Source organism: Rhodopirellula sp. J20-39 (assembly GCF_057365095.1).
Window position 1 is genome coordinate 6,456,529 of sequence record NZ_CP195123.1, and the last position, 21,926, is coordinate 6,478,454.

Sequence of the window (21,926 nt, forward strand, 5' to 3'; positions counted from 1 at the left end):
TGACCGCTTTCCGTTTTTCGATCGTTGTATCTCAATGAAGTTCCGCCTGAGCCCAGAACCTTCCCCATAGTTGCTTCGGTAGGAACTGATGAATTCGCACAAGTCATGCGTGCTCAACAGTGTCCCGTTTCGCAAACACGTTGAGTAACTGAGTCGATGGCAACTTCCACACTTCCTCCACAGTCAGACTTAGCCGATTTCTTTGCCCTGACCGAGCTCGACTCGCCTCAGGAAGGCATGGACAGCAGCACTGGCTACCGCCCAAGCTTTGAACGAATTGAAGTTGAGACAATCGACACAGACGATCTGTTTCAGCGAATCGACGACACACTCGACCTGATCGCCGAAGCTCAGGCGATCGACATGGCCCGCGACCCAGTCGGCCAAATCGACATTTCGATCATTGTTCCAGTCCGCAACGCGAGAGAATCGCTGCCGGAAGTTTTGGACCGCATCGATGAAGTGATGCCGACATCATGCGAAGTCATCGTCGTCGACGACGCCAGCACCGACGGAAGCTGGCACTACGTCAACGGTCTCTCGTACCGTCCTAACCTCAAACTGCTGCGTCGCAAACGATCCCACGGACGCGGCTCGGCGATTCGAATGGCGCTGCGACACACCAAGGGCCGCGTCGTAGCGATCCAAGATGCCGACATGGCTTACGATCCTGCTGACTTGTTAGGTGCGATTTGGCCAGTTCTGGAAAACCAAGCGGACGTGGTCTACGGATCTCGCCGTCTGCGACGTGTCACCCGTCGCGGTGTCGGTCTCGCCGCTCGAGTTTCCAACCGCGTCACAACCATGGTTGCTAACTACACAACCGGGTTGCGATTGACGGACCTCGAGAGCTCGCACAAGGTTTTCAAGGGCGACCTGATCCGTTCGCTCAACCTAGAGCAATGCGACCGAGGGTTTGACGCCGAAGTGACCGCCAAGATTGCACGCCGAGCCTCGGTCGTGATGGAAGTTCCGACCAGCTATGAAGGCGACCTTGTCGACGAACAACTTGCCCCGGCCTGGAAGACGTTCGCACAAACGATCGGCAGCCTAATGCGATACCGCATTGCCTAGAGCGAATACGCTGATCGCTGAGTTAACGATCGGCGGTCCTCGCACTTTCATTGCCTAGCTGCGATTGCTAGGCCGATGACTTCTTCTAAGGTTGTCGTGAACCACGGAAGCCTCGCCGCTGTCTCAAGGGGCGGTTGTCCCTTTGTTCCGTGCTGATCAAACTGGTGGCACCGTTTTGGTTGCCCTCGTCGATGAAGTTGCCCAGCAGTGTTTGCCGGGAGCCCTGCGTTGCTTGCAGGAAAGCTGCGTTGGGGGCAATCCTCGCCGCCCCCCACCAGAGATGCCGCGTTCATGCACCAGCCTTCGCCTGACGAATTCGCTCAGCTCGCTCGCCGTTTCGATTTCGTGCCCGTTTATCGGCGATTGCTGTCCGATGCGTTGACGCCCGTCACCGCCTTCATGCAACTGGACGATGGCAAGGCCGCCTTCTTGATCGAAAGTGTAATCGGAGGCGAAAAGGTTGGCCGCTACAGTTTCCTTGGCTCTCACCCACTGGCACGCTTTACCGCCAAGGGAAACCAAGTTTGCCGAACCGACCTAACGACAGGCAAAAAGGTCGAAACGACCTGCGAAGACCCGCTGGACGAATTTCGGAAATATTTTGCCGATCGCACGGCGACGCTCGACGGTCTTCCACCGTTCATTGGCGGAGCGATTGGTTACGCCGGTTACGATGTCGTGCGTTACGTGGAAACATTGCCCGACACAACCGAAGACGACCGCAATCTGCCAGATCTGGACTTTGCCTTTTACCACACACTTTGTGTCTTCGATCACGTCGACAAGACCATCACGGTCGTGTCACTCGCGGATTGCCGGAACATTGACGAAACATCCGGGGATCCTGCCACCGCATTCGCTAACGCATGCGAGGAAGTGGACCTGACAATCTCGCGGTTGAGCCAACCGTTGACGCATCAGATCGAAGAAATTCACAACACCGATCAGGAACAATCGCTTCCCTTTGAGTCCAACTTCACGCGAGAGTCCTTTTGCGATGCCGTGCGAAAATGCGTGGAATACATCCGGGCGGGCGACATCTTTCAAGTCGTCCCAAGTCAACGGCTAACGGTTCATAGCGACGTCGATCCGTTCGCGGTTTATCGGTCGCTGCGAGTGGTCAACCCATCACCGTTCATGTTCTTTGTGCGAAGCCCCGATTGCGTCCTGGTCGGCTGCAGCCCGGAAATCATGTGCCGGGTCAAGGACCGCATCGTGACGGTTCGCCCACTGGCGGGAACCCGGCCCCGAGGCCAAGACGAAGCCGAGGACATCGCTTTGGAAAAGGAGCTTTTGGCGGATCCCAAGGAGCGTGCCGAACACGTGATGCTGGTCGATCTGGGTCGTAACGACGTCGGCCGAGTTGCGGAATTCGGTAGTATCGATCTAACCGAAATCATGGTGATCGAGCGATATAGCCATGTCATGCACATCAGCAGCGAAGTGCGTGGCAAACTACGCGAGGGACTCGACGCCTTCGACGCATTGAAAGCCTGTCTGCCCGCCGGAACCGTGTCCGGAGCCCCCAAGGTTCGTGCCATGGCGGTGATCGACGAAATCGAGCCGCATCGTCGTGGTCCGTACGGCGGAGCCGTGGGATACATCGATTACCGCGGCAACATGGACACGTGCTTGGCTTTGCGTACGATCGTGTTCCAGAACAATTCCTACCACGTTCAAGCGGGTTGTGGCGTCGTCGCCGACAGCGATCCCGACAAGGAATACGAAGAAACGCTCAACAAAGCGAGAGCGTTGATCAAGGCGATCGAATGGACCATCGCTCGGTCCTAAACGCTTAGGCTTCTTGCCAATTAGCGTCTTCCGATGCGGCCCTCCTTGCCGCCAAAGCCTACACCGCCCAAAGATAAGCTGCCGATCCGCTGCTTGCTGTTCCACCCTACTTTCACCCTACAAAGTAGCTGGCGATGTAAGGCAACTGGTGGTGGAAGGTAGCTTGCAATGCAAGACAGCTAGCGGTGCAAGATGCCCACCTACGCAAGCTAGCAGCCTACCCAAGCTCGCAGCCTACGCAAGCTCGCAGTCTGTGTAAGATGGTAACCTGTCGTTGCCAGCACCAAGACATTTCACGTGTCTGGCCTCCCCCCAAGTCACGAACAGCGGTTCCGCCGGGAACCGATCCAGGCACGCCACCGGAGAATACACAACATGAAACGAGTTCAATCGATTGCAATCTTTGCATGGGTCGCCCTGGCGATGTGCGGCACCGCGTTGGCGGAAGATTCGAAGCCAAACATCTTGTTCATCTTCGCCGATGACATGAGCTACGAAACGATCGGTGCTTATGGCTTGCTCGATATCGATACCCCCAATCTCGATAAGTTAGCCAAACGTGGCATGACGTTCAGCCACGCGTACAACATGGGCGCCTGGAATGGTGCCGTATGCGTGGCCAGTCGCACGATGCTGAACACCGGCAAGTTTGTTTGGAATGCCAAAGCAACCGACCTCAAGTCGTACGCGAAAGAAAACCAAATGTGGTCGCAGCGGATGGACGCGGCGGGTTACCAAACCTACATGACGGGCAAGTGGCACGTCGCCGTCAGCGCCCCATCGGTGTTCGATGTCGCCAAGAATGTGCGAGCAGGCATGCCGAAGCAAACACCCGCTGGCTACAACCGGCCCAAAGACGAAGCCGATTACGAATCGGGCTGGAAACCCTGGGACCCGAAGCACGGCGGATTCTGGGAAGGTGGAAAACACTGGAGCGAAATCGTTGCCGATGACGGCGTGGAGTACCTGAATCAAGCGGCCCAGGATGACAAGCCATTCTTCATGTACTTGGCTTTCAATGCAGCCCACGACCCGCGGCAAGCTCCCAAGGAATACGTTGACCGCTATCCACTGGACCGTATTGAATTGCCCGAGAATTTCCTGCCGGAATACCCACATGCGGATGCAATCTGCGGCAAAAACCTACGCGATGAACGACTGATCCCATATCCGCGAACGGAGTACGCCGTGAAGGTGAACCGGCAAGAGTACTTCGCCCTAATCACTCACATGGACGACCAAATCGGTCGCATCTTGGACGCGTTGGACGAAAGCGGCCAAGCCGACAACACCTACATCTTCTTCACCGCAGACCATGGTTTGGCCGTCGGTCACCACGGACTCGTTGGCAAACAAAACATGTACGACGACAGCGTACGTGTTCCGTTCATGGTTGCTGGCCCCAACGTGAAGGCAGATTCCAAATTGGATGCACCGATTTATCTACAAGACATTGTGCCGACCTCGTTAGAACTGGCCGGAGCTAACCGCGACGGTGTCGACTTTAAAAGCTTGCTACCCATGCTCGGTGAAGATGTGTCCAACAGTGATGCGACAGAACACTACGATTCGGTTTACAGCTCGTACATCGGCACTCAGCGGATGATTATCAAGGACGATTGGAAGCTGATCTCGTATCCTAAAATCGGCGTAAACCGGCTGTACAACCTTGCCAAGGATCCACAGGAAATGAACGACCTAGCGGGCAACCCGGAATATTCTGCCAAGGTGAAGTTTCTGACGTCCGAACTAGAGAAGCAGATGGACGAACTTGGTGATCCAATGAGTTCGCTGACCGCGGCCGACTACAAAGGCAAGTAACCAGGCGTTGCTCTCGATGCATGCGGCTTGGTGCCAGTGGCTTACTGAGAAGCCATCGCGAGCAACTTGCTCGCGGTTCGCAAATTGCGACTTGTCGCAGCGGTCCCCAAGTATTTTTCCACGCCGCGAGCAAGCTTGGATCGACTGATTCCGTCAGGGGCGTGCAGATAGAAAACGCCGTCAACCAAACAGAATTGCTCGGTGCCGGTTCTGGCCTGCTCGATCGCATCCAGGTCTGGCTTTCCTGGTGGCTCGGCTAGAAAGAACAAATGCAGCGTCGCCGGCGACCGTTCGGCGGCGGGGAATGGATTGCTTGCGATTGCCCTAGCGAGATCTTCGCTGCCGAGAACAAGAACGGTTGGTCGGAAGCCTCGCGTCTTTTCAATCTGGTCGGCAATCTTCTGGCTCAGCTTCGCCGGAGATTTCAACCGTGATTCAAAAACAATATTCCCGCTTTGAATGTAGGTCCGAACCTCCGACAACTGAATCACGTGCAGATCGTCTTTCAGGGAAGCCATCGGCAGAATGTTTTTTCCACCGACGTTGATTCCTCGAATGAGCCCGATCCAAGTTGCCATTAACGTGCTCTGAATAGCGGCTCAACGATCGCCTCTAGAGAGGCGATCGTGTTGAGCCAAACGAATCAGCTGAACTAGCTGGCCGATGCGACACTGGTGGGAGCTTCTTTTTCAGCCAAGTAGCGTTCGGCGTCCAATGCCGCCATGCAGCCGGTTCCGGCCGAAGTGATTGCTTGGCGATAGTAGTCGTCCGCAACGTCGCCAGCGGCAAAAACGCCTTCCGCGGTCGTGTTGGTGCGGAAAGGTTTGGTCCACTGGATGTAGCCCGACTCGTTCATTTCCAAAGCACCATCCAGGAAGCTCGTGTTAGGCGTGTGCCCAATCGCGACGAACATCCCGCCCACATCGAGCTGGCGAATGGAACCATCGACCGTGCTTTTGACCTTAAGTCCCGTCACGATCTTTCCGTCACCCAGAACTTCTTCGACAACCGTATTCCACACGATTTCGATATTGGGGTGATTGATCGCTCGATCCTGCATGACCTTACTGGCTCGCATTTCATCACGGCGAACGAGCAAGTAGATCGTGTCGGCTCCCTTCAGGTTGGCGAGGTAGCTTGCCTCTTCGATGGCGGAGTCGCCACCGCCCACCACGGCGAGTGGTTTGCTACGGAAGACAGGCAACGCTCCGTCGCAAACGGCACAGGCGCTGACGCCCTTGTTCTTGTAGGCTTCTTCGCTGGAAAGCCCCAAGTAGTTCGCCCGGGCTCCGGTCGCCACGATGACGGTGTGTGCTTGAACCGGTTCGCCGGAAGCTGGGTAAAGCGTGTGAACGGGTCCGGAAAAGTCGACTCGTTCGATGTCGTCACCAACCACGCGAGTGCCGAAGTTCAGAGCCTGTTGCTTCATCAGCTCCATCAACTCCGTTCCTTGGACCGCGTAGTGCGGCTGGTCGTCTTTGGTGTGCCCTTCCGGTACGAGAGGCAGATTCCAGTGACGATCCTTATCGACGGCCGACTCAACGAACGCTCGGATGTTACCAGCAGGGAAGCCGGCAAAGTTTTCGACTTCGGTGGTGTACGCCAGTTGCCCCAACGGGATCATCTCCGGCTTCACAGTGCCTTCGTACAGAACGGGGTCGAGGTTGGCACGAGCCGCATAGATCGCGGCTGACCAACCGGCAGGGCCGCTTCCGATGATGATGGTTTTCTCAGGTCCGTTGCTGCCGACGGCGGCGGGACCGGATGTGTTATTTTCAGGAGTGGAGGTCATAGAAGCAATAAATGACTGGAGTGGTGGAAGATGCATGCATTAGGCCATCGCGTCCGCTAGGATACCGGACAGCCCGAATTGGGGCACTGCTTAGTATAGAGCAATGACCATTTCGGCGAATATCCCACCCATTCCCGCCTCATTTCGAGTCGCCTGCCCATGACCACCCTTGCCGTTGCGATCGGTTCGATGATCGCATTCATCATCGCTTACCACACGTACGGGAAATATTTAGCCAACAAGCTGTTTCGATTGACGGCCGATGAGGTCATGCCCAGCGTGGCGCAGCGTGACGACGTGGATTTTGTACCAACGGATCGATCGGTCGTTTTTGGGCATCACTTTACCAGTATCGCGGGAACCGGCCCGATCGTGGGCCCGGCACTGGCGGTGTTTTGGGGCTGGCTGCCCGCATTGTTGTGGGTGATCTTCGGTTCCATCCTGATCGGCGGGGTTCACGATTTAGCGGCGTTGGTTATCTCGATCCGCAATCGTGGTGAATCGATCGGCCAGGCTGCGGGAAATCTGATTTCACCGCGAGCGAAGGTGCTGTTTTTGATTGTGCTGGCGATGGCCTTATCGATCGTTTTGGCGGTTTTCGGCCTAGTGATCGCCAATATTTTTAAGCTGTATCCGGAATCGGTACTCAGCGTTTGGTCGGCGATGCCCTTAGCGGCGTTGATCGGGGTCATGGTCATTCGTCGCGGCGGGAACCTCGTCTTGCCCTGCATCATGGGACTAGGCGTGCTGTATTTGACGGTGTATTTAGGCGCCTACCAAATGCCGTTCGATTTGCAGGTATTGCTGGACAAGTACCAAATTGGCGGAACGGCGAATCCTTATGTGAACTCGGTCGTGGTTTGGACGCTGCTTTTGCTTGCCTATGCGTTCGTAGCGTCGGTGCTTCCGGTTTGGTTGCTCTTGCAGCCACGCGACTTCCTGAACAGCCTGCAACTGTTCGTCGCCTTGGTTTTGATGGTCATCGGGCTGGCGGTTGCATCCAGCACGGGCCAAGCGAACCTGATGACGGCGGCCCCGGCGATCTCTTCGGAAGTGCCTGCCGATGCACCGCCGATCTTTCCATTCCTATTCATCACGATTGCTTGTGGAGCCTGCAGCGGTTTCCATTGCTTGGTCAGCAGCGGCACGACCAGCAAGCAACTCAAAAACGCCAAAGACGCTCAACTGATTGGATATGGGTCGATGCTTGGGGAAGGCATGCTGGCCGTGCTTGTGATCCTGGCGTGCTGTGCTGGCGTCGGCATGGGCCGGCTCGAACGATCCGGCATCGGTAAAGACGTTCAAATCACCCGAATGGCCACGCCAGATGGCGAAACGGCTAGCGAGGGTGCCCGATCGGCTTGGAAGTCCTATTATCGAACCGGCGCAATCGCCGGATCCCCCTCCGTTGCGGGAAACCTAACGGAAACCGTCGCGACCGAGGCAGTCGATTCAACAGCCGGATGGCGAAAACAGGGGCTCGATAAGAAATTAGCCGCCTTCATCGATGGCGGGGCCAACTTCCTCTCATCAATCGGAATGCCGCTGAAGATGGGTGTCGCCATCATGGCTGTCATGGTCGCCTGTTTTGCCGCCACCACCCTGGATACAGCGACCCGTTTGCAGCGTTACGTGATCAGCGAACTGGGCACAACGGGCGGAATCAGCGTTGTTTCAAACAAGTACATCGCCAGCCTGTTGGCGGTCGGTGTGGCGGCCGCGATCGCGATTTTTGCGGGCGATTCGCCTGGGAAAGGCGGTTTGATGCTGTGGCCGTTGTTTGGCGCGACCAATCAATTACTCGCCGGATTGGCGTTGATGGTGGCGGTCTTCTACCTTGCAAAACGCAGCCGCCCAGTTGGATTGTTGGCGGCACCGATGTTTCTAATGCTGCTGATGCCGGCATGGGCGATGACATTCGACCTGGTCAACAATTGGTGGCCAGCCCGCGACTGGGTGCTGATCACATTCGGAATGGTCGTTATGGGCCTGCAAATTTGGATGGTGATCGAAGCAATCTTTTTCTGGGGCCGACTGAAGAACACCCGAGACAGCGAGAACCAGACCAGCGAGGCCCTCTCGGCGGGGGAATGAGCGGGTGATAACGGCGGTGAACAATTCTTAACATGATCTTCAAACAAGGGCTCGGCCCTCGTTTGAAGGTCGTCGCCGTGGCTTTTCGCCCCGAAAACGACTACTTTTTGTGCTTTTCTACCCCCGTCGCCGCGGCATCTTCCGACCGGGCCAGGCGATTGAGCAAGCTAGTTGGATGGTTAGACTTGTCGTGGCAACATCTACTGCTAGATGTAATGCCTCAAACACCCCACAAGCCATTCCCCAAAACCAATTTGTCCAGGCACATTTCGATGAAAAAAGTTACTTGGCTTGCTCCGATCCTGATCGGCTTTGCCCTTGTCCAGTCGATTGGCTGCGATAGCACGAAACGCGACGAAGTTACGACCGATTCCGAAGAAGTAGGCATCGACTCAGAATCGAACCTTGTTGGTGCGATCAAGATCGACGGCAGCAGCACCGTGCAGCCAATCAGCGACGCGGTTCGCGAATCGTTCATCAAGCTTCACCCCCAAGTTGATATCTCTGTCGGTGGCAACGGAACCGGAAACGGTTTCAAAAGCTTCTATGACAAGGGCACTGACATTTCCGACGCATCGCGGGCAATCAAGCCAGGCGAATTCGAAAAATGCGTCGCCAACGGTGTTAGCTTCGTCGAATTGCCCGTGGCATACGACGGTTTGACGATCGTCGTGAACCCAGAAAACGATTGGGTCAAAGAACTCACTGTGGCCCAGCTCAAAACCATGTTCATCGGCGATGAAGCGGCCAAGAACTGGAGCGACGTTGACCCAAGCTGGCCCAACGAGCCGATCAACATCTTCGCACCAGGCACCGGTAGCGGAACCTACGATTACTTCCACGAAGTGCTTGCCAAGAAAGACGGCAAAGAACTCCGTTCGGACATGAGCTTGAACGAAGACGACAACATCTTGGTTCAAGGCGTTGCCGGCAACAAGTTTTCAATCGGTTTCTTCGGAGTGGCTTACTACACCGAAAACCAAGACAAGCTGCGTGCCGTGCCAATCGTCAACCCCAAGGACGAAACCGCTTACGAGCCAACCACCGACAACATCGCCAGCAACAAGTACGCTCCTTTCAGTCGTCCGTTGTTCATCTACGTGAACACCGAATCGCTGAACCGGGCTGAGCTTCAAACGTTCGTTGAGTACTACATCGAAAACGTTTCGGAAGCTTGCGAAAAAGTTGGTTATGTTCGACTTCCTGAAGCGATCATCGCAAAGGCAACACAGAACTTGGATGCGGTCGAAGCCGGGACTCACTTCGTCGACGAAAACGGCAAAAGCCGCAGCGGAGCTCTGAAGGACTTGTTTGTCGAAGACAACCTGGTCAATTCCCTGAAGTAGTTTCGAGCACCCTTGTTTCAGCCGGCCATCTTGCCGGCTGAAACTTGTCTTTATCTTTATGGAGCCGGTCTATTGAACCGCCCTGCTGTGTTAGTCAATCGCCAGTTTCGATCTACCGGAACTGGCGAGTTGCAAGAACGCTTGATGATCGCGTTGCTTGCCTTCTGTGCATTACTGACCGTTGGGATCACCGTTGGCATTTTAGCCATGCTGATCGGTCAAAGCTGGCACTTTTTCAACTCCGAATATGTCAGTCTCGGTGGCTTCTTCACGGGCACCGAATGGACGGCGCTGCAGAGTAAGGAGATCGACAAAGCCAAGTTTGGAATTTGGCCGCTCTTGTCCGGAACCCTACGAGTTACCTTCATCGCGATGGTGATTGCTCTGCCGTGCGGGTTAGTCACGGCGATCTACCTAAGCGAATTTGCGTCCAAACGAGTTCGCACAATTCTTAAGCCGACCCTTGAAGTGATCGCGGGGATTCCCACCGTGGTCTTGGGTTACTTCGCAATCTTGGTGATCAGTCCTGGACTGCAATGGGTGACCGGTGGCATCTTTGACACATTCAACTCAACCAGTGCTGGAATCGCGGTCGGAATCTTATGCCTTCCTATGGTATGCAGCCTTTCCGAAGACGCCTTGCATGCAGTACCACGGGCGCTTCGCGAAGGAGCATATGGTCTGGGATGCACGCCTTTTGAAACAAGCGTGAAAGTCGTCGTTCCGGCAGCACTTTCGGGAATCGTCTCGGCGTTCTTGCTGGCTTTCAGCCGGGCGATTGGCGAAACGATGGTAGTCGCATTGGCGGCGGGAACGCGAGCGACATTCACGTTCGACCCGCGTGCTCAATCGCAAACGATGACAGGGTTCATTGTTGAAATGATCAAGAGCGAAAATGAATACGGAACCGTTCAGTACTTCAGCCTTTATGGCGTCGCCATCACCTTGTTTGTCATCACCTTTGGCATGACCTTGGTTGGTCAACTCGTCCGTCGACGATACCAGGAGGCATACCAATGAGCGTCTCGACAGCAACTCCCGATGCTCGGCCAATTCCCGAATCGATTCGCCGTGGCGTTTCCGCGACACCGGAATCAATCAAGAACTCGCGAAGCCGTAAACGGTTTAGCAGGATGTTCTATTGGCTCTGTGTGATGATCTCGATGCTCAGCGTGGTCGTGCTGGTCGTCTTGTTGGCCTCGATCTTCTATCAAGGTCACTCACGACTGACCCCGACATTGCTTAAGAACTCGCACAGTGCGTTGGCACCGGAAACCTCCGGGATGTACCCGGCCATCATTGGCTCCCTTTCGATCTGTGCGGTTTGCGCACTTGCTGCACTTCCCCTGGGCGTCGGAACCGCGATCTTCCTGGAAGAGTTCAAACCGACCAATCGATGGCTGCGATACCTGCACGGCTTCATCAACCTCAACATTAGCAACCTGGCCGGCGTCCCTTCGATTGTCTACGGACTGTTGGGATTAAGCTTGTTTGTGTTCATGTTCAATGTCCTTGGACAAATCCAGGTCAACGGGTCCAGCGGCACCGAGTTGATGGGTGTGGAACGGTACTACCAAGTTCTTACCTTGGGCGGCGGTGGCCACACCATCTTGATCCCACAAACGGACCTGGACCAACCGACGTTCAAAGTCACCGAGCCGATCGAGGCGGTGGACCGTCAAGGCAACGCCATCCAGATTTCAGTGTGGGACCCCAAGGGTGGGGAACCCAAGCCCAAGGACAAGTCCGTTCGCCGCCGAACCGTCAAGCTGAATCAAATCGGGGGTGCCTATGCGAAGACGTCATGGAACTACTTCCGGGTCCCCTTCGGCCGCAGTTTTCTGGCAGCCGGTTTGACGTTATCACTGGTGATTTTGCCGATCGTCATCATCGCTTCCCAAGAAGCCCTCCGTGGCGTTTCGCCTTCCCTGCGAGAAGCCTCGTATGGATTGGGCGCAACGAAATGGCAAACCGTGCGGAATGTTTCGCTTCCCGCTGCGATTCCGGGCATCATGACGGGCGCCATCTTGGCGATGGGACGGGCGATTGGGGAAGCGGCACCGATCCTAGTGGTCTTGGGGGCAACGGTAGCCAAAAGCACCGGCCCACAAAACTTGATGGACAATGTCGTGACCATGCCAGTGCTGATTTTCCACTGGGCTGGGCTGCAACAAGCCACCTATCAGGAGCTGGCTGCGGCGGCGATTATCGTTTTGCTAGTCGTACTACTTCTAGTGAATTCTGTCGCAATTTATTTGCGTCAAAAGCTGAGACTGGAATAAACACACAGCGTGTTGCACTTACAATCTGTATTCCCTCTGAAACAATCTGTGGCCCTCTGATGTTGCCCACTGCCATGACCGAGTCTGCTCCTTCGAATCTGACCAACCCGGCTCCCCAGGGGAACGGGCAAACCGTTTCTGATTCGCCGGCGGCAGAAACCTGCATCAAGATTGGAAACTTTGATGCCTGGTACGGAGCCTTCCAAGCGATCCACAATCTGTCGCTAGAAATCCCTCGCAATCAAGTCACTGCTTTCATCGGCCCATCCGGTTGCGGCAAGAGTACTTTGCTTCGCTGGATTAACCGGATGAATGACATCGTTCCGGGAGCTCACAGCAAGGGCATGTTGCAACTAGATGACCTGGACATTTTGGCGTCATCGACCGATGTCGTTCATCTGCGACGGTTGGTCGGAATGGTTTTCCAAAAGCCCAACCCGTTCCCCAAGTCGATTTTCGAAAACGTCGCCTTCGGGCCTCGGCTGCACATGAAGCTGCGACGGGCCGAATTGGATGAATTGGTGGAATGGTCGCTTCGCAAAGCGGCGGTTTGGGATGAAGTGAAGGACCGTTTGCATGCCCCGGCTTTAGGGTTATCCGGCGGCCAACAACAACGTCTCTGCATCGCCCGCGCCATCGCGGTCGGTCCGGAAGTTTTGTTGATGGACGAGCCGTGTTCCGCGTTGGACCCTGCCAGCACGTTGGCGATCGAAGACCTGATCTATGAATTGCGAGAGCAATACACCATCGTGATGGTCACCCACAACATGCAACAGGCCAGCCGCTGTAGTGATCAAACCGCGTTCTTCTTCGAAGGACAACTCGTTGAATCAGGACCGACGGACGACGTCTTTACCAAGCCTAAGGAAAAGCGAACGGACGATTACGTTCGCGGACGCTTCGGTTGATTTCGAGCCCGTTCGAGGCACGGCCTGCCTTGGCCTAGACACCTGCCGACATGGCGGGTAGCTCTTCCCAGTTGACGACCTTTCTCGTCACCTGCGTTGAATCGTCCTCATTCAGCATGCGCAGTTTTTTTTAAGAACTTTCATTCGGATTTACGATGAGCAAGCATCTCGACCGAGCGATCTCGGCACTCCGCACCGATCTGGTTGATCAATTTGGAATCGTCGAGCAGATGATCGGCCTGTCCGTTCGGTCGCTGGTCGAACGACGCCCCGATCTCGCCAAACAAGTGATCGCCAGCGACGACCAGGTGGATGCCAACGATATCCGCATCGAAGAAGAGTGCCTGAAATTGTTGGCCCTACACCAACCCGTTTCAGCCGACCTGCGTTGGTTGACCACCGCGATCAAGATCAACGGCGACCTGGAACGTATGGCGGATCTGGCTTGCAGCATCTCGCAACGAAGCCAATCGCTCGACTTCTTTCCGCTATTCCGCGTGCCCGACGACCTGACCCCGATGGTTCGAGCCGTTATCGAAATGGTGCGACTCTCGCTCGATTCGTTCCTAGATGCGGATGCCGAATTGGCCCAAAAAGTAATTGGGTCGGACCAAGAAGTCGATCGCTTGAACGTTGAGTTGATCGAAGAATTACAGCAATTGATGCGGGACGATTCCGAGCAGGTCGAGGCGGCGGTGCATTGCTTCAGTGCGTCGCGTTCTCTAGAAAGAATCGCTGACATGGCTTCCCATGTCGCCGAAGAAACGATTTACTTGGTCACCGGTGAAATCATTCGTCACCGAGAGGTCAGTGCTCAGACGTAGTTTTCCTTTCTAGTAGCCCGCTAAATGAATACGCCGGACGATTCAATTGCCCCCGTCTCTTGTGAGCTTCGGCAGGCCCTTCCCGCCGATGCACCGGCAATTCACGCGTTGATGCGTCCCTTTGTGGCCCAGCATCTATTGCTAAGTCGTAGCGAGGCCGAAGTCATCGAATTGACGCGGCACGGCTTCGTAGCCATGAATGAGCAACGCTGCATGGGCTTCGCTGCAGTAGAAATCTATTCACCCAAGTTGGCCGAATTGCAGTGTTTGGCCGTTCACCCGAACGTCCAGCGGCACGGGGTAGGGCGTCGCTTGGTGGGCATGTGCATCGATCGTGCAAAGTCGCTTGGTATTATGGAAGTGCTGGCGATCAGCTCGTCGGAAGACTTCCTCCGGTCGTGTGGCTTCGATTTCTCGTTGCCCGATCAAAAGAAGGCGTTGTTCTACCAAATCCGCCCTCGTAACTTCAGCGACACCGGTCCAAGCACCGACACGATCGCGAATAATGACACGGGCACCGAGTCGTAGTCAAACGCTAACCCCGACTTAGATGCTAGCACCGCGATCGGCAGCTAAAATTCTGGGCTGATTCATCGCCCGCTGATCTCATGGGCGTCCGGCTTCATTGGTAAAGACTTACTGGCGGAAGTCTTGCCTGTCCGAGTCTTGCCTGTCCGAGTCTTGCAGGGGCACGTCTCGCTGAGCGGCGTCTCGCCTGCGCAAATCTAGCCAGTTACGAGTGCTTGGCTGGGGAGCCATGAAGAAACACAGAACGTTCAACGAGGGTTATACTCAAGCTCTCCCAGCCCGAACCTGAAGAAACTGCCACTATGAGTACCAACCCCGTCGCTCATCCAGTCATCAATGAAATCGCCGAACGCTGGAGCCCCTATCGGTTCGAACCGCGAGCGGTGGAAGATGAAAAGATCGTGACGTGTTTGGAAGCCGCACGATGGGCAGCGAGCAGCTTCAACGATCAACCGTGGAGTTGGATCATTGCCCAACGCCAGGACACCGACGCTTTTGACGCAATGGTGAGCTGTCTGTTGGAGGCCAACCAAGGCTGGGCCAAGAACGCCGGCGTGCTGATGATTTCAGTGATGCGACCAACCTTCCGCAGGAACCAGAAACCGAATCGCGTTGCCTTGCACGATCTAGGTGCCGCAGCGGCCCACATGGCTCTGCAAGCGACCGCACTCGGTTTGCAAGCTCACCAAATGGCTGGCATCAACCTTAGCCAAGCACGCCATGTTTATGGCATCGACGACGACCACGAACCTCAAACGGCAATCGCGATCGGCTACCCCGACACTTCACCGGCCGTTGGCGAGGAAGCCAAGGCTTTGGAAGACCGACAATCCGGACCGCGTAAACGTCGATTACTCAGTGAGTTCACGTTCTCAAACAAGTGGGGACAAACCGCGGATATCGCAAAGTAAGTAAGTCCATTCGACGAGAAAATCAATGACCGAGGGCGACTCGCACAAGCAACCGATACCCGATAGCGAAAACCCTACCGGTACCACCTCGGCGGACAATAGCCCATCCAATGTTAGCCTGGCTGATCCCCCTCCGTCTCACGCCAAATGGTGGGCGTTGGCAGTCGTCGTGATCACACTGATTGCTTACATCCCCGCCATGCGCGGCGGTTTTATTTGGGACGACGACGACTATGTCACTGAAAACGCCACGTTGGTTTCGCTAGAAGGACTCAAAGACATCTGGTTGGATCCGTCGGCGACTCCCCAGTACTATCCTTTGGTCCATTCTTCGTTTTGGATCGAGTACCAACTTTGGGGGCTGGAGCCATTTGGCTTTCACCTGGTCAATGTCCTCATTCACATAGTAAACGCACTTTTACTTGGGCTCTTGTTGATTCGGTTGAAAGTACCCGGATCGTGGTTCATTGCGTTGGTGTTCGCGATCCATCCCGTCCATGTCGAATCAGTCGCTTGGATTACCGAACGCAAAAACGTGCTATCCGGATTGTTTTATCTTTCGGCCGCAATTGGTTTCCTGAAGTACTGGGACTTCACCCAACCCACACCGAACTCGTCATCCAATGGAACAGATCGCCGTTGGTACCTCTTATCTCTCGCTTGCTTCATCGGTGCCTTGTTGAGCAAGACAGTTGCCGCAACTTTCCCCGCCGCAATGCTCGTCATGATTTGGTGGAAACGCGGACGGATCACGCTTCGTAATGTCGTCACGTTGTCACCCTTCTTCGTGCTAGGTATCTCGCTCGGACTGATAACGGTTTGGCTGGAAAAGAACCAAGTCGGCGCGAGCGGAATCGATTGGGAACTGTCATTCATTGAACGCATCCTGATTGCCGGAAGAGCGTTGTGTTTCTACGCCACCAAATTGCTATACCCGATCCCATTGGTTTTCACCTACCCGCGCTGGAACATCGACACTTCGCAAGCTTGGCAATTTCTGTATCCGGCATTTGCGATCGCCGCCATGATCGCCCTGTTTTGCTATTCCAAGCGAATTGGCCGCGGCCCTCTTGCCGCACTTATGTTCTTCGCTGGCACACTTTTCCCCGCGTTGGGATTCTTCGATGTTTATCCCATGCGATTTTCGTTTGTTGCCGACCACTTTCAGTACCTAGCCAGCATCGGTGTAATCGCATTAGTCGTTGCGAGCGTTCGCACCTGGATGGATCGCAAAGTAGACGAGGAATCACGCTTCCCTCAAATCATCTCGGTCGTCGTCGTTCTGTTTTTGGCTGCACTAACATGGCGTCAAGGCTATGTCTATGAAGGCGTCGAGGTGTTGTGGCGTGACACGATTGCGAAGAACCCAAGTTCGTTTCTGGCTCACAACAACTTGGGCGCCATTTTGAATCGTCGTGGTGATTTCGAAGAAGCGGAATATCACCTTCGCCAAGCAGTAGAACTGAAGCCCGGGTTTGCCGATTCAGTAGTGAACCTAGCAAAAGCCCGCGAGGGTCAACAGGACTTTGACGAAGCACTTCAGTTGTACCGGCAGGCTACCGAAATCCAGCCTTCAATGGCAGCCGCTTGGAACGGGTTGGGAGCAACTTGTGGAATGCGAGGTGACCTTGAATTGGCCGAGCAGCACTTAATGAGGGCTCTCGAGTTAGATCCCGAGTACGCTCAAACCCATGCGAATTTGGCGACCCTGTATGCGAGTCGAGGCGAACTAGACAAAGCCGTCGCAGGCTTCGAAGCCGCTCTCGCACTAGATGACTCGCTGACCGAAGTTCGGGAAAACCTGGCCCGTGTCCTGATGTCGCAGAACAAGCCCCAACAATCCGAAAGCATCTGGAAGGACATTCTGGCTCGCGATCCAGCCAACCTTAGCGCGATGCTGAACCTAGGCGTCATCGCAGCTGGGGATGGGCGCCACCAGACCGCAGTCAATTTCTTTGAACGAGTGCTCGAGATCGACGGAAACCACATCAAAGCGACCTACAACGCGGCGGCAATGTACGAACAACTCGGAAAAACCGAGCAATCGCAGCGGCTTTTCAATCGTTTCGAACTGCTCCAAAAACTGAACGGTCCGTAACCCCAAAATGCGTTTAGGCAGGCAAATCGCGTTCCAACGACCTGATCTGGGGGCGATCGCGGCGATCAGCTAAACTCTGGCACCCTCCCGACTTGCGACTTCCAATCTTTCATGCTCCCTCACCGTGTCGCCGCTTATGAGTTTTCTTGCTGATACTTCGGTCGATCAGGCGATAGCGATTGCAGCCGGTACCGTCGAGACGATCGCCCACGAAACGGCAAGCCACCCGGCTGAGGTGATTCATATCGCCACCACCGTCGGTTTGCTATTGGGTGCAAGTTTGCTGGCGGGTGTGGCCAGTGAAATGCTGCGACTTCCCAAGGTAACAGCGTATTTAATCGCTGGCATGCTACTTGGGCAAAGCGCATTCGACGTCGTCCCCCATGATCACTACCGCTTTCTAGAGCCGCTGACCAAGCTGGCGATGGCGTTGGTACTGTTTTATCTCGGGACGTTGTTTCCGTTTGACCAGATACGTCGGATCGCCCGCCGAGCGATCCCGCTATCAATCGGCGAATTGTTGCTGACCGGGTCACTGGTCACGATGGGCACATATCTCTGCGGGATGACGGTTGCCCAGTCCGTTTTGCTGGGCACGTTGGCACTGGCGACCGCGCCGGCGACGACCATGTTCGTCTTGCGTGAAACCAATGCCGAGGGCCCCGTTACCAGTTTGACCGGCACGCTGGTGACCCTGAACAATCTTGTCGCTGTGATCGCCTTTGAACTCGTTTGGCTAGGCATCGAACTGGCAACCGCCACCGGCGCGAATGCCATGGATGCCAATTCCATCGGCTCGACGCTGTTGCGACTCGTGCAGTCTCTTGGTGGAGCGTTCACGTTGGGCTTGGTCGGCGGTCTGGTCATGAGTTATGCGTGTGAAGTCATGCACACCCGGCGATGGCTTGTGTTGCTGGTCGCGATGGCAGCATTGCTGTTGGGGCTAAGCGAACAATGGCAACTTCCTTACATGTTGGTGTTCTTGGTTGTTGGCTTGGTCGTCGTAAACTCATCCAGCGGCACCGCCAAAATCACGGCCCAACTCGATTCGATCGGTGGCCTACTGACCGTCGTGTTCTTCTCGGTGCACGGTTCGGAACTGAACCTTGGATTGTTATGGGACGTGGGATTGGTTGGCGCGGCCTATGTGATCCTTCGCAGTCTTGGAAAAGTCATCGGTGTTTGGGTGGTCGCATCACGCACCGAGGCGTCGCCTGAAATCCGAAAGTGGTTGGGGCCGGGCTTGTTAGCTCAGGCTGGTGTCGCAATCTCGCTCAGTGCGACGGCCACGTCTCGAAATCCCCAAATCGTTGGCGAGGTGCAAACAATCATTCTTGGAACCGTGGTCGTCTTTGAAATTTTTGGTCCCTTGCTAACCCGGGCCGCAGTCTTACGCAGCGGCGAGATGCCGATCGCCAATTCGATCCACCACACCTTCGGCACACCTATCAGCGCCTTTAAGAACGTGGTCACGCGTTTGGCTGGTTCAGCAGGATTGCTGGATAAGAAAACCGCATTGTCTGAGCGAATGCGAGTCGAACAGGTGATGCGCCGCACCGTCGAGGGCATTGCTGAGAACGCCGACTTTAACGAAGTCGTGCATTTTGTCGAACATTCCCATGACAATACCTTCCCCGTGGTCGACGACGATCGCTGTGTTGTCGGCCTGATTCGGTTCGATTTGCTCAATCAAGCGTTCTTCGATCCGCATTCCGACCATTTGATCTGCGCTGGTGACTTGGCCACGCCTCCGGAAATTCTGCTGCGTCCGTCCCAGCCCGTTCGCGACGCCGTCGCTCTTTTCCGTCATACCGCTGATGACTGTGTCCCGGTTGTGACCGACGATGCGCCGCATCGTTTGGTGGCCACCGTCCGCCGGAGCGACTTGACCAGTTTGTTGATTCGAGACCGCAAAGCGGGACTCGGTGGCAGTGACGTGACCTCGAACGATGCCCCCGGATTGGCGGGTGCGGCTAGTGGCGGAACGAATTGACTTGAGTTCAATAGGCCATTGTGCCGAAAGAAGATGACATTGGGTTCCGTTTGAACCGCCTTGTGATCGTCCTGGTGAACGCTGACGACAGCGCACACTACCGTTCAAGTGAAACTCGCCGATGTCACTTCTTCCCGTCGCCACCAGCCGGACCAGCACGCCGCTAAATAGCCAGCGGATGCTGTACCAACTCAACAACGACCAACTCGCTATCCAGGGGCTGTACGACCAGCTTAGCACCGGACGTAGCGTCCAGCGGATGAGTGACGATCCGGCCGCAGCGGCTCGTGCTCTGGACCTGCAGCGAGGCATTTCCCGCAGCGAGCAAATCGTTCGCAACGCCAACGCGACCGAGGGCTATTACCAATCCACTGACACCGCACTAGATCGTATTGATTCTGCATTGATCGCGGCTCGAGGGGTCGCCGTCGAAGCAGCGCAAAGCGTCCTTTCAGATGACGAACTCGAAGCACTCGCCATCACCATCCGTCAAAACATGGAATCCGTGGTCTCGGCAGGAAATGCGATGTTCCTGGACCACCAACTCCTCGGTGGTGTTTTAGAACCGTCGTCTGCTCTGGAACACGCCAACGGCACCGTTCAGTTCAATGGCACCAACGCGGTCGGGCAAACCAAAGTAGGTACCGGAACCAATACGGCGTTCACTGTCACGGGCGAAAGCTCCATCGGTGTGGCTTCGGTTTTCCATTCCGGTTCGTCGCTCGACGCAGCTCTGGATGAAGACACTCGCTTAGTCGATATGCGACAAGGTATCGGTGTCCGGCCAGGCATCATCACGATTTCCGACGGCGACGAAAAGGTGCAACTGGACCTGCGTAGCGCAGCCACCATCGGCGATATCGTCGACGTGCTTCGCGATGTGCGGCTCGACGGACGGGCCTTAGGTGTGCAAATCCAGGACGATTCGATCACGATCCAATACGCCGACACGCTGTCGGGAACGCTGGCGATTGCCGATGCCGAAGGCAGCAACCTCGCTGCTGATTTGGGGATTTCCAACCCGCAAGGCTTCCAGGCTCCGCCCTTGGTTGGCGACCGTTTGTCTCCTCGCGTGACCCTGGCAACGTCGCTTGACGATTTGGCCGGCGGCGCTGGACTGGATTTGTCCGACGGAATTGTGATCGACCAAGGTGGTGAGCGATTCACGATCGATCTCGCCGACGCTGAAACGTTGGGCGATGTCATCATTGCTATCAACCGTAGCGGCGCGGGCGTCAACGCTCAGCTCGATGAAGCAGCCGGCCGCATCGATTTACGCGGAATGATTTCAGGCGTCGATTACAGCATCGGCGAAAACGGCGGTGACGCGGCAAGTCAGCTCGGCATTCGTACCGCCGACGAAGAGACCTTGTTCAGCGACCTCAACCACGGCACCGGCGTCGCACTGAACTCCGACGGGCCCGATCTGGTGATCACGCGTCCCGATGGTGTGGAACTGGAATTGGAACTGACGGATGTCGAAACGATCGAAGAACTGATTGACGCGGTCTCGAACCATCCACTCAATCAAGATTCCCGTCGAGTTCGGTTGTCACTCGCTACGGTCGGTAACGGACTAGAACTTTCGGCACCTCCGGGCGTCGACCCCATTCGCATCACGCAGCCCGGCACCAGTGATGTGGGTACGCGGCTTGGGCTAATTCCCAAGGGCGAAAGCGAAGCCACCAGCGAAGTGGTCGGCAGTAGCGCGGTCCTGACGGGAAGCGACTACAGCCCACGTGAAGCCGGCGGTGCGATCGACACACTTTTACGACTTGAAAAAGCGGTTCGCGAAAACGACATCAGCGAGATCGGACGCTTACAAGCTCGCTTGGACGAAGACCTCGATGCCAGCACCCGGACACGTGGACGGGTAGGTGTCTGGAGTGCGAATCTGCAAGATCTCAAAGCGGCCGTGCAGGACGAGACCGTGCTGCTGCAATCGCAACTATCCGAAGAAGTCGACGCCGACTTAGCGACGGTAATCAGCGAACTGCAAGCCCGACAAGCGGCTTTGCAAGCATCCATGCAGTTCATCGGCCAAACCGCCAACTTGACCGTACTGAACTACCTGTAACAGCCGTCTCGCCAGTTCGAACCCGTCCGCCTTGAAGTCGATTGGCTAATCTCGCTTCAGCCAGTGACGTCGGCTGTCGACATTCAATTTGGCTAAAGATGCAGTGCAAAAGAGCAATCGGTAGTCTTGAATCACCGCTTTCAGCTTGTACACCGGCAGGAAAAAAGCAGAGCTTCATTGAGCCAGTGCTTCTGCGTAGCGAGTTCATGATCTTCATCTACCATTAGCGGGCCAGCCTGTTCATACCCGGCGGGAAGCAGACCGTTTCGATGAAGGTTCCAGACGCTGCACGTGGTAGCCTAAAGGCGACCTCTTGCTAAGTAAATCTGAGCTTCTGCAATCATGGCTTCGCCATCAGTGTTCGCTTCGAGAGAGTGCCACGCGATT

16 protein-coding genes are annotated in these 21,926 nt (G+C 55.6%); 14 read left to right on the top strand and 2 right to left on the bottom strand.

Annotated features, from left to right (window positions below):
* Nucleotides 1-156 precede the first annotated feature (156 nt).
* From ACR3ZL_RS23530 to ACR3ZL_RS23540, 3 genes are all read left to right on the top strand, one after another.
* Nucleotides 157-1,074, top strand: coding sequence for a glycosyltransferase family 2 protein (locus tag ACR3ZL_RS23530; protein ID WP_473650652.1), 918 nt, complete (start codon nt 157-159; stop codon nt 1,072-1,074).
* Between the two features lie 291 nt (nt 1,075-1,365).
* Nucleotides 1,366-2,865 carry an anthranilate synthase component I gene (trpE, locus tag ACR3ZL_RS23535; RefSeq protein ID WP_473650651.1) on the top strand — a complete coding sequence of 500 codons (1,500 nt, stop codon included), beginning with the start codon at nt 1,366-1,368 and terminating at the stop codon, nt 2,863-2,865.
* 375 nt (nt 2,866-3,240) lie between these two features.
* Nucleotides 3,241-4,686 carry a sulfatase family protein gene (locus ACR3ZL_RS23540; RefSeq protein ID WP_473650650.1) on the top strand — a complete coding sequence of 482 codons (1,446 nt, stop codon included), beginning with the start codon at nt 3,241-3,243 and terminating at the stop codon, nt 4,684-4,686.
* 41 nt (nt 4,687-4,727) lie between these two features.
* Here ACR3ZL_RS23540 and ACR3ZL_RS23545 read toward each other — a convergent pair whose 3' ends face one another.
* Nucleotides 4,728-5,264: a DUF1697 domain-containing protein gene (locus ACR3ZL_RS23545; protein WP_473650649.1), complete on the bottom strand. Its 537-nt coding sequence runs from the start codon at nt 5,262-5,264 to the stop codon at nt 4,728-4,730.
* Nucleotides 5,265-5,338: 74 nt separating this feature from the next.
* Nucleotides 5,339-6,478, bottom strand: a complete 1,140-nt coding sequence (locus ACR3ZL_RS23550) for an NAD(P)/FAD-dependent oxidoreductase (RefSeq protein ID WP_473650648.1) — start codon at nt 6,476-6,478, stop codon at nt 5,339-5,341.
* Between the two features lie 159 nt (nt 6,479-6,637).
* Between ACR3ZL_RS23550 and ACR3ZL_RS23555 the strand changes: the two genes are divergently transcribed.
* From ACR3ZL_RS23555 to ACR3ZL_RS23605, 11 genes are all read left to right on the top strand, one after another.
* Nucleotides 6,638-8,572, top strand: a complete 1,935-nt coding sequence (locus tag ACR3ZL_RS23555; protein ID WP_473650647.1) for a carbon starvation CstA family protein — start codon at nt 6,638-6,640, stop codon at nt 8,570-8,572.
* Between the two features lie 272 nt (nt 8,573-8,844).
* The gene (locus tag ACR3ZL_RS23560; RefSeq protein WP_473650646.1) at nt 8,845-9,918 is read left to right on the top strand and encodes a PstS family phosphate ABC transporter substrate-binding protein; all 1,074 of its coding nucleotides are present in this window, start codon (nt 8,845-8,847) and stop codon (nt 9,916-9,918) included.
* A 72-nt stretch (nt 9,919-9,990) separates the two neighbouring features.
* Nucleotides 9,991-10,938, top strand: a complete 948-nt coding sequence (gene pstC, locus ACR3ZL_RS23565) for a phosphate ABC transporter permease subunit PstC (RefSeq protein WP_473650645.1) — start codon at nt 9,991-9,993, stop codon at nt 10,936-10,938.
* A complete protein-coding gene (locus ACR3ZL_RS23570; RefSeq protein WP_473650644.1) occupies nt 10,935-12,200 on the top strand; it encodes a PstA family ABC transporter permease in 1,266 nt (421 codons plus the stop codon). The genes pstC and ACR3ZL_RS23570 overlap by 4 nt, the downstream gene beginning before the upstream one ends.
* A 59-nt stretch (nt 12,201-12,259) precedes the next feature.
* On the top strand, nt 12,260-13,108 hold the full coding sequence (gene pstB / locus ACR3ZL_RS23575; RefSeq protein WP_486173006.1) for a phosphate ABC transporter ATP-binding protein PstB: 849 nt from the start codon (nt 12,260-12,262) through the stop codon (nt 13,106-13,108).
* 155 nt (nt 13,109-13,263) lie between these two features.
* Nucleotides 13,264-13,932: a phosphate signaling complex protein PhoU gene (gene phoU / locus ACR3ZL_RS23580; protein ID WP_473650642.1), complete on the top strand. Its 669-nt coding sequence runs from the start codon at nt 13,264-13,266 to the stop codon at nt 13,930-13,932.
* 24 nt (nt 13,933-13,956) lie between these two features.
* Entirely contained in the window at nt 13,957-14,460 is a 504-nt protein-coding gene (locus ACR3ZL_RS23585; RefSeq protein WP_473650641.1) for a GNAT family N-acetyltransferase, read from the top strand.
* 302 nt (nt 14,461-14,762) lie between these two features.
* Nucleotides 14,763-15,371 (top strand): nitroreductase family protein, encoded by a 609-nt coding sequence (locus ACR3ZL_RS23590; RefSeq protein ID WP_473650640.1) that lies wholly within the window; start codon nt 14,763-14,765, stop codon nt 15,369-15,371.
* 25 nt (nt 15,372-15,396) lie between these two features.
* Nucleotides 15,397-17,469, top strand: a complete 2,073-nt coding sequence (locus ACR3ZL_RS23595) for a tetratricopeptide repeat protein (protein WP_473650639.1) — start codon at nt 15,397-15,399, stop codon at nt 17,467-17,469.
* Between the two features lie 136 nt (nt 17,470-17,605).
* Nucleotides 17,606-19,462 carry a cation:proton antiporter domain-containing protein gene (locus tag ACR3ZL_RS23600; RefSeq protein ID WP_473650638.1) on the top strand — a complete coding sequence of 619 codons (1,857 nt, stop codon included), beginning with the start codon at nt 17,606-17,608 and terminating at the stop codon, nt 19,460-19,462.
* A gap of 121 nt (nt 19,463-19,583) precedes the next feature.
* Entirely contained in the window at nt 19,584-21,539 is a 1,956-nt protein-coding gene (locus tag ACR3ZL_RS23605) for a flagellin N-terminal helical domain-containing protein (protein WP_486173007.1), read from the top strand.
* The last annotated feature ends 387 nt before the right edge of the window (nt 21,540-21,926 follow it).

Excerpts from the sequence above, each read along its gene's own strand:
- ACR3ZL_RS23595 (WP_473650639.1), top strand. The coding sequence starts at position 15,397 with ATGACCGAGGGCGACTCGCACAAGCAACCGATACCCGATAGCGAAAAC.
- ACR3ZL_RS23540 (WP_473650650.1), top strand. The coding sequence starts at position 3,241 with ATGAAACGAGTTCAATCGATTGCAATCTTTGCATGGGTCGCCCTGGCG.
- ACR3ZL_RS23590 (WP_473650640.1), top strand. The coding sequence starts at position 14,763 with ATGAGTACCAACCCCGTCGCTCATCCAGTCATCAATGAAATCGCCGAA.
- ACR3ZL_RS23530 (WP_473650652.1), top strand. The coding sequence starts at position 157 with ATGGCAACTTCCACACTTCCTCCACAGTCAGACTTAGCCGATTTCTTT.
- ACR3ZL_RS23585 (WP_473650641.1), top strand. The coding sequence starts at position 13,957 with ATGAATACGCCGGACGATTCAATTGCCCCCGTCTCTTGTGAGCTTCGG.
- ACR3ZL_RS23605 (WP_486173007.1), top strand. The coding sequence starts at position 19,584 with ATGTCACTTCTTCCCGTCGCCACCAGCCGGACCAGCACGCCGCTAAAT.
- ACR3ZL_RS23555 (WP_473650647.1), top strand. The coding sequence starts at position 6,638 with ATGACCACCCTTGCCGTTGCGATCGGTTCGATGATCGCATTCATCATC.
- ACR3ZL_RS23600 (WP_473650638.1), top strand. The coding sequence starts at position 17,606 with ATGAGTTTTCTTGCTGATACTTCGGTCGATCAGGCGATAGCGATTGCA.
- ACR3ZL_RS23550 (WP_473650648.1), bottom strand. The coding sequence starts at position 6,478 with ATGACCTCCACTCCTGAAAATAACACATCCGGTCCCGCCGCCGTCGGC.
- ACR3ZL_RS23545 (WP_473650649.1), bottom strand. The coding sequence starts at position 5,264 with ATGGCAACTTGGATCGGGCTCATTCGAGGAATCAACGTCGGTGGAAAA.
- phoU (WP_473650642.1), top strand. The coding sequence starts at position 13,264 with ATGAGCAAGCATCTCGACCGAGCGATCTCGGCACTCCGCACCGATCTG.
- pstB (WP_486173006.1), top strand. The coding sequence starts at position 12,260 with ATGTTGCCCACTGCCATGACCGAGTCTGCTCCTTCGAATCTGACCAAC.
- trpE (WP_473650651.1), top strand. The coding sequence starts at position 1,366 with ATGCACCAGCCTTCGCCTGACGAATTCGCTCAGCTCGCTCGCCGTTTC.
- ACR3ZL_RS23560 (WP_473650646.1), top strand. The coding sequence starts at position 8,845 with ATGAAAAAAGTTACTTGGCTTGCTCCGATCCTGATCGGCTTTGCCCTT.
- ACR3ZL_RS23570 (WP_473650644.1), top strand. The coding sequence starts at position 10,935 with ATGAGCGTCTCGACAGCAACTCCCGATGCTCGGCCAATTCCCGAATCG.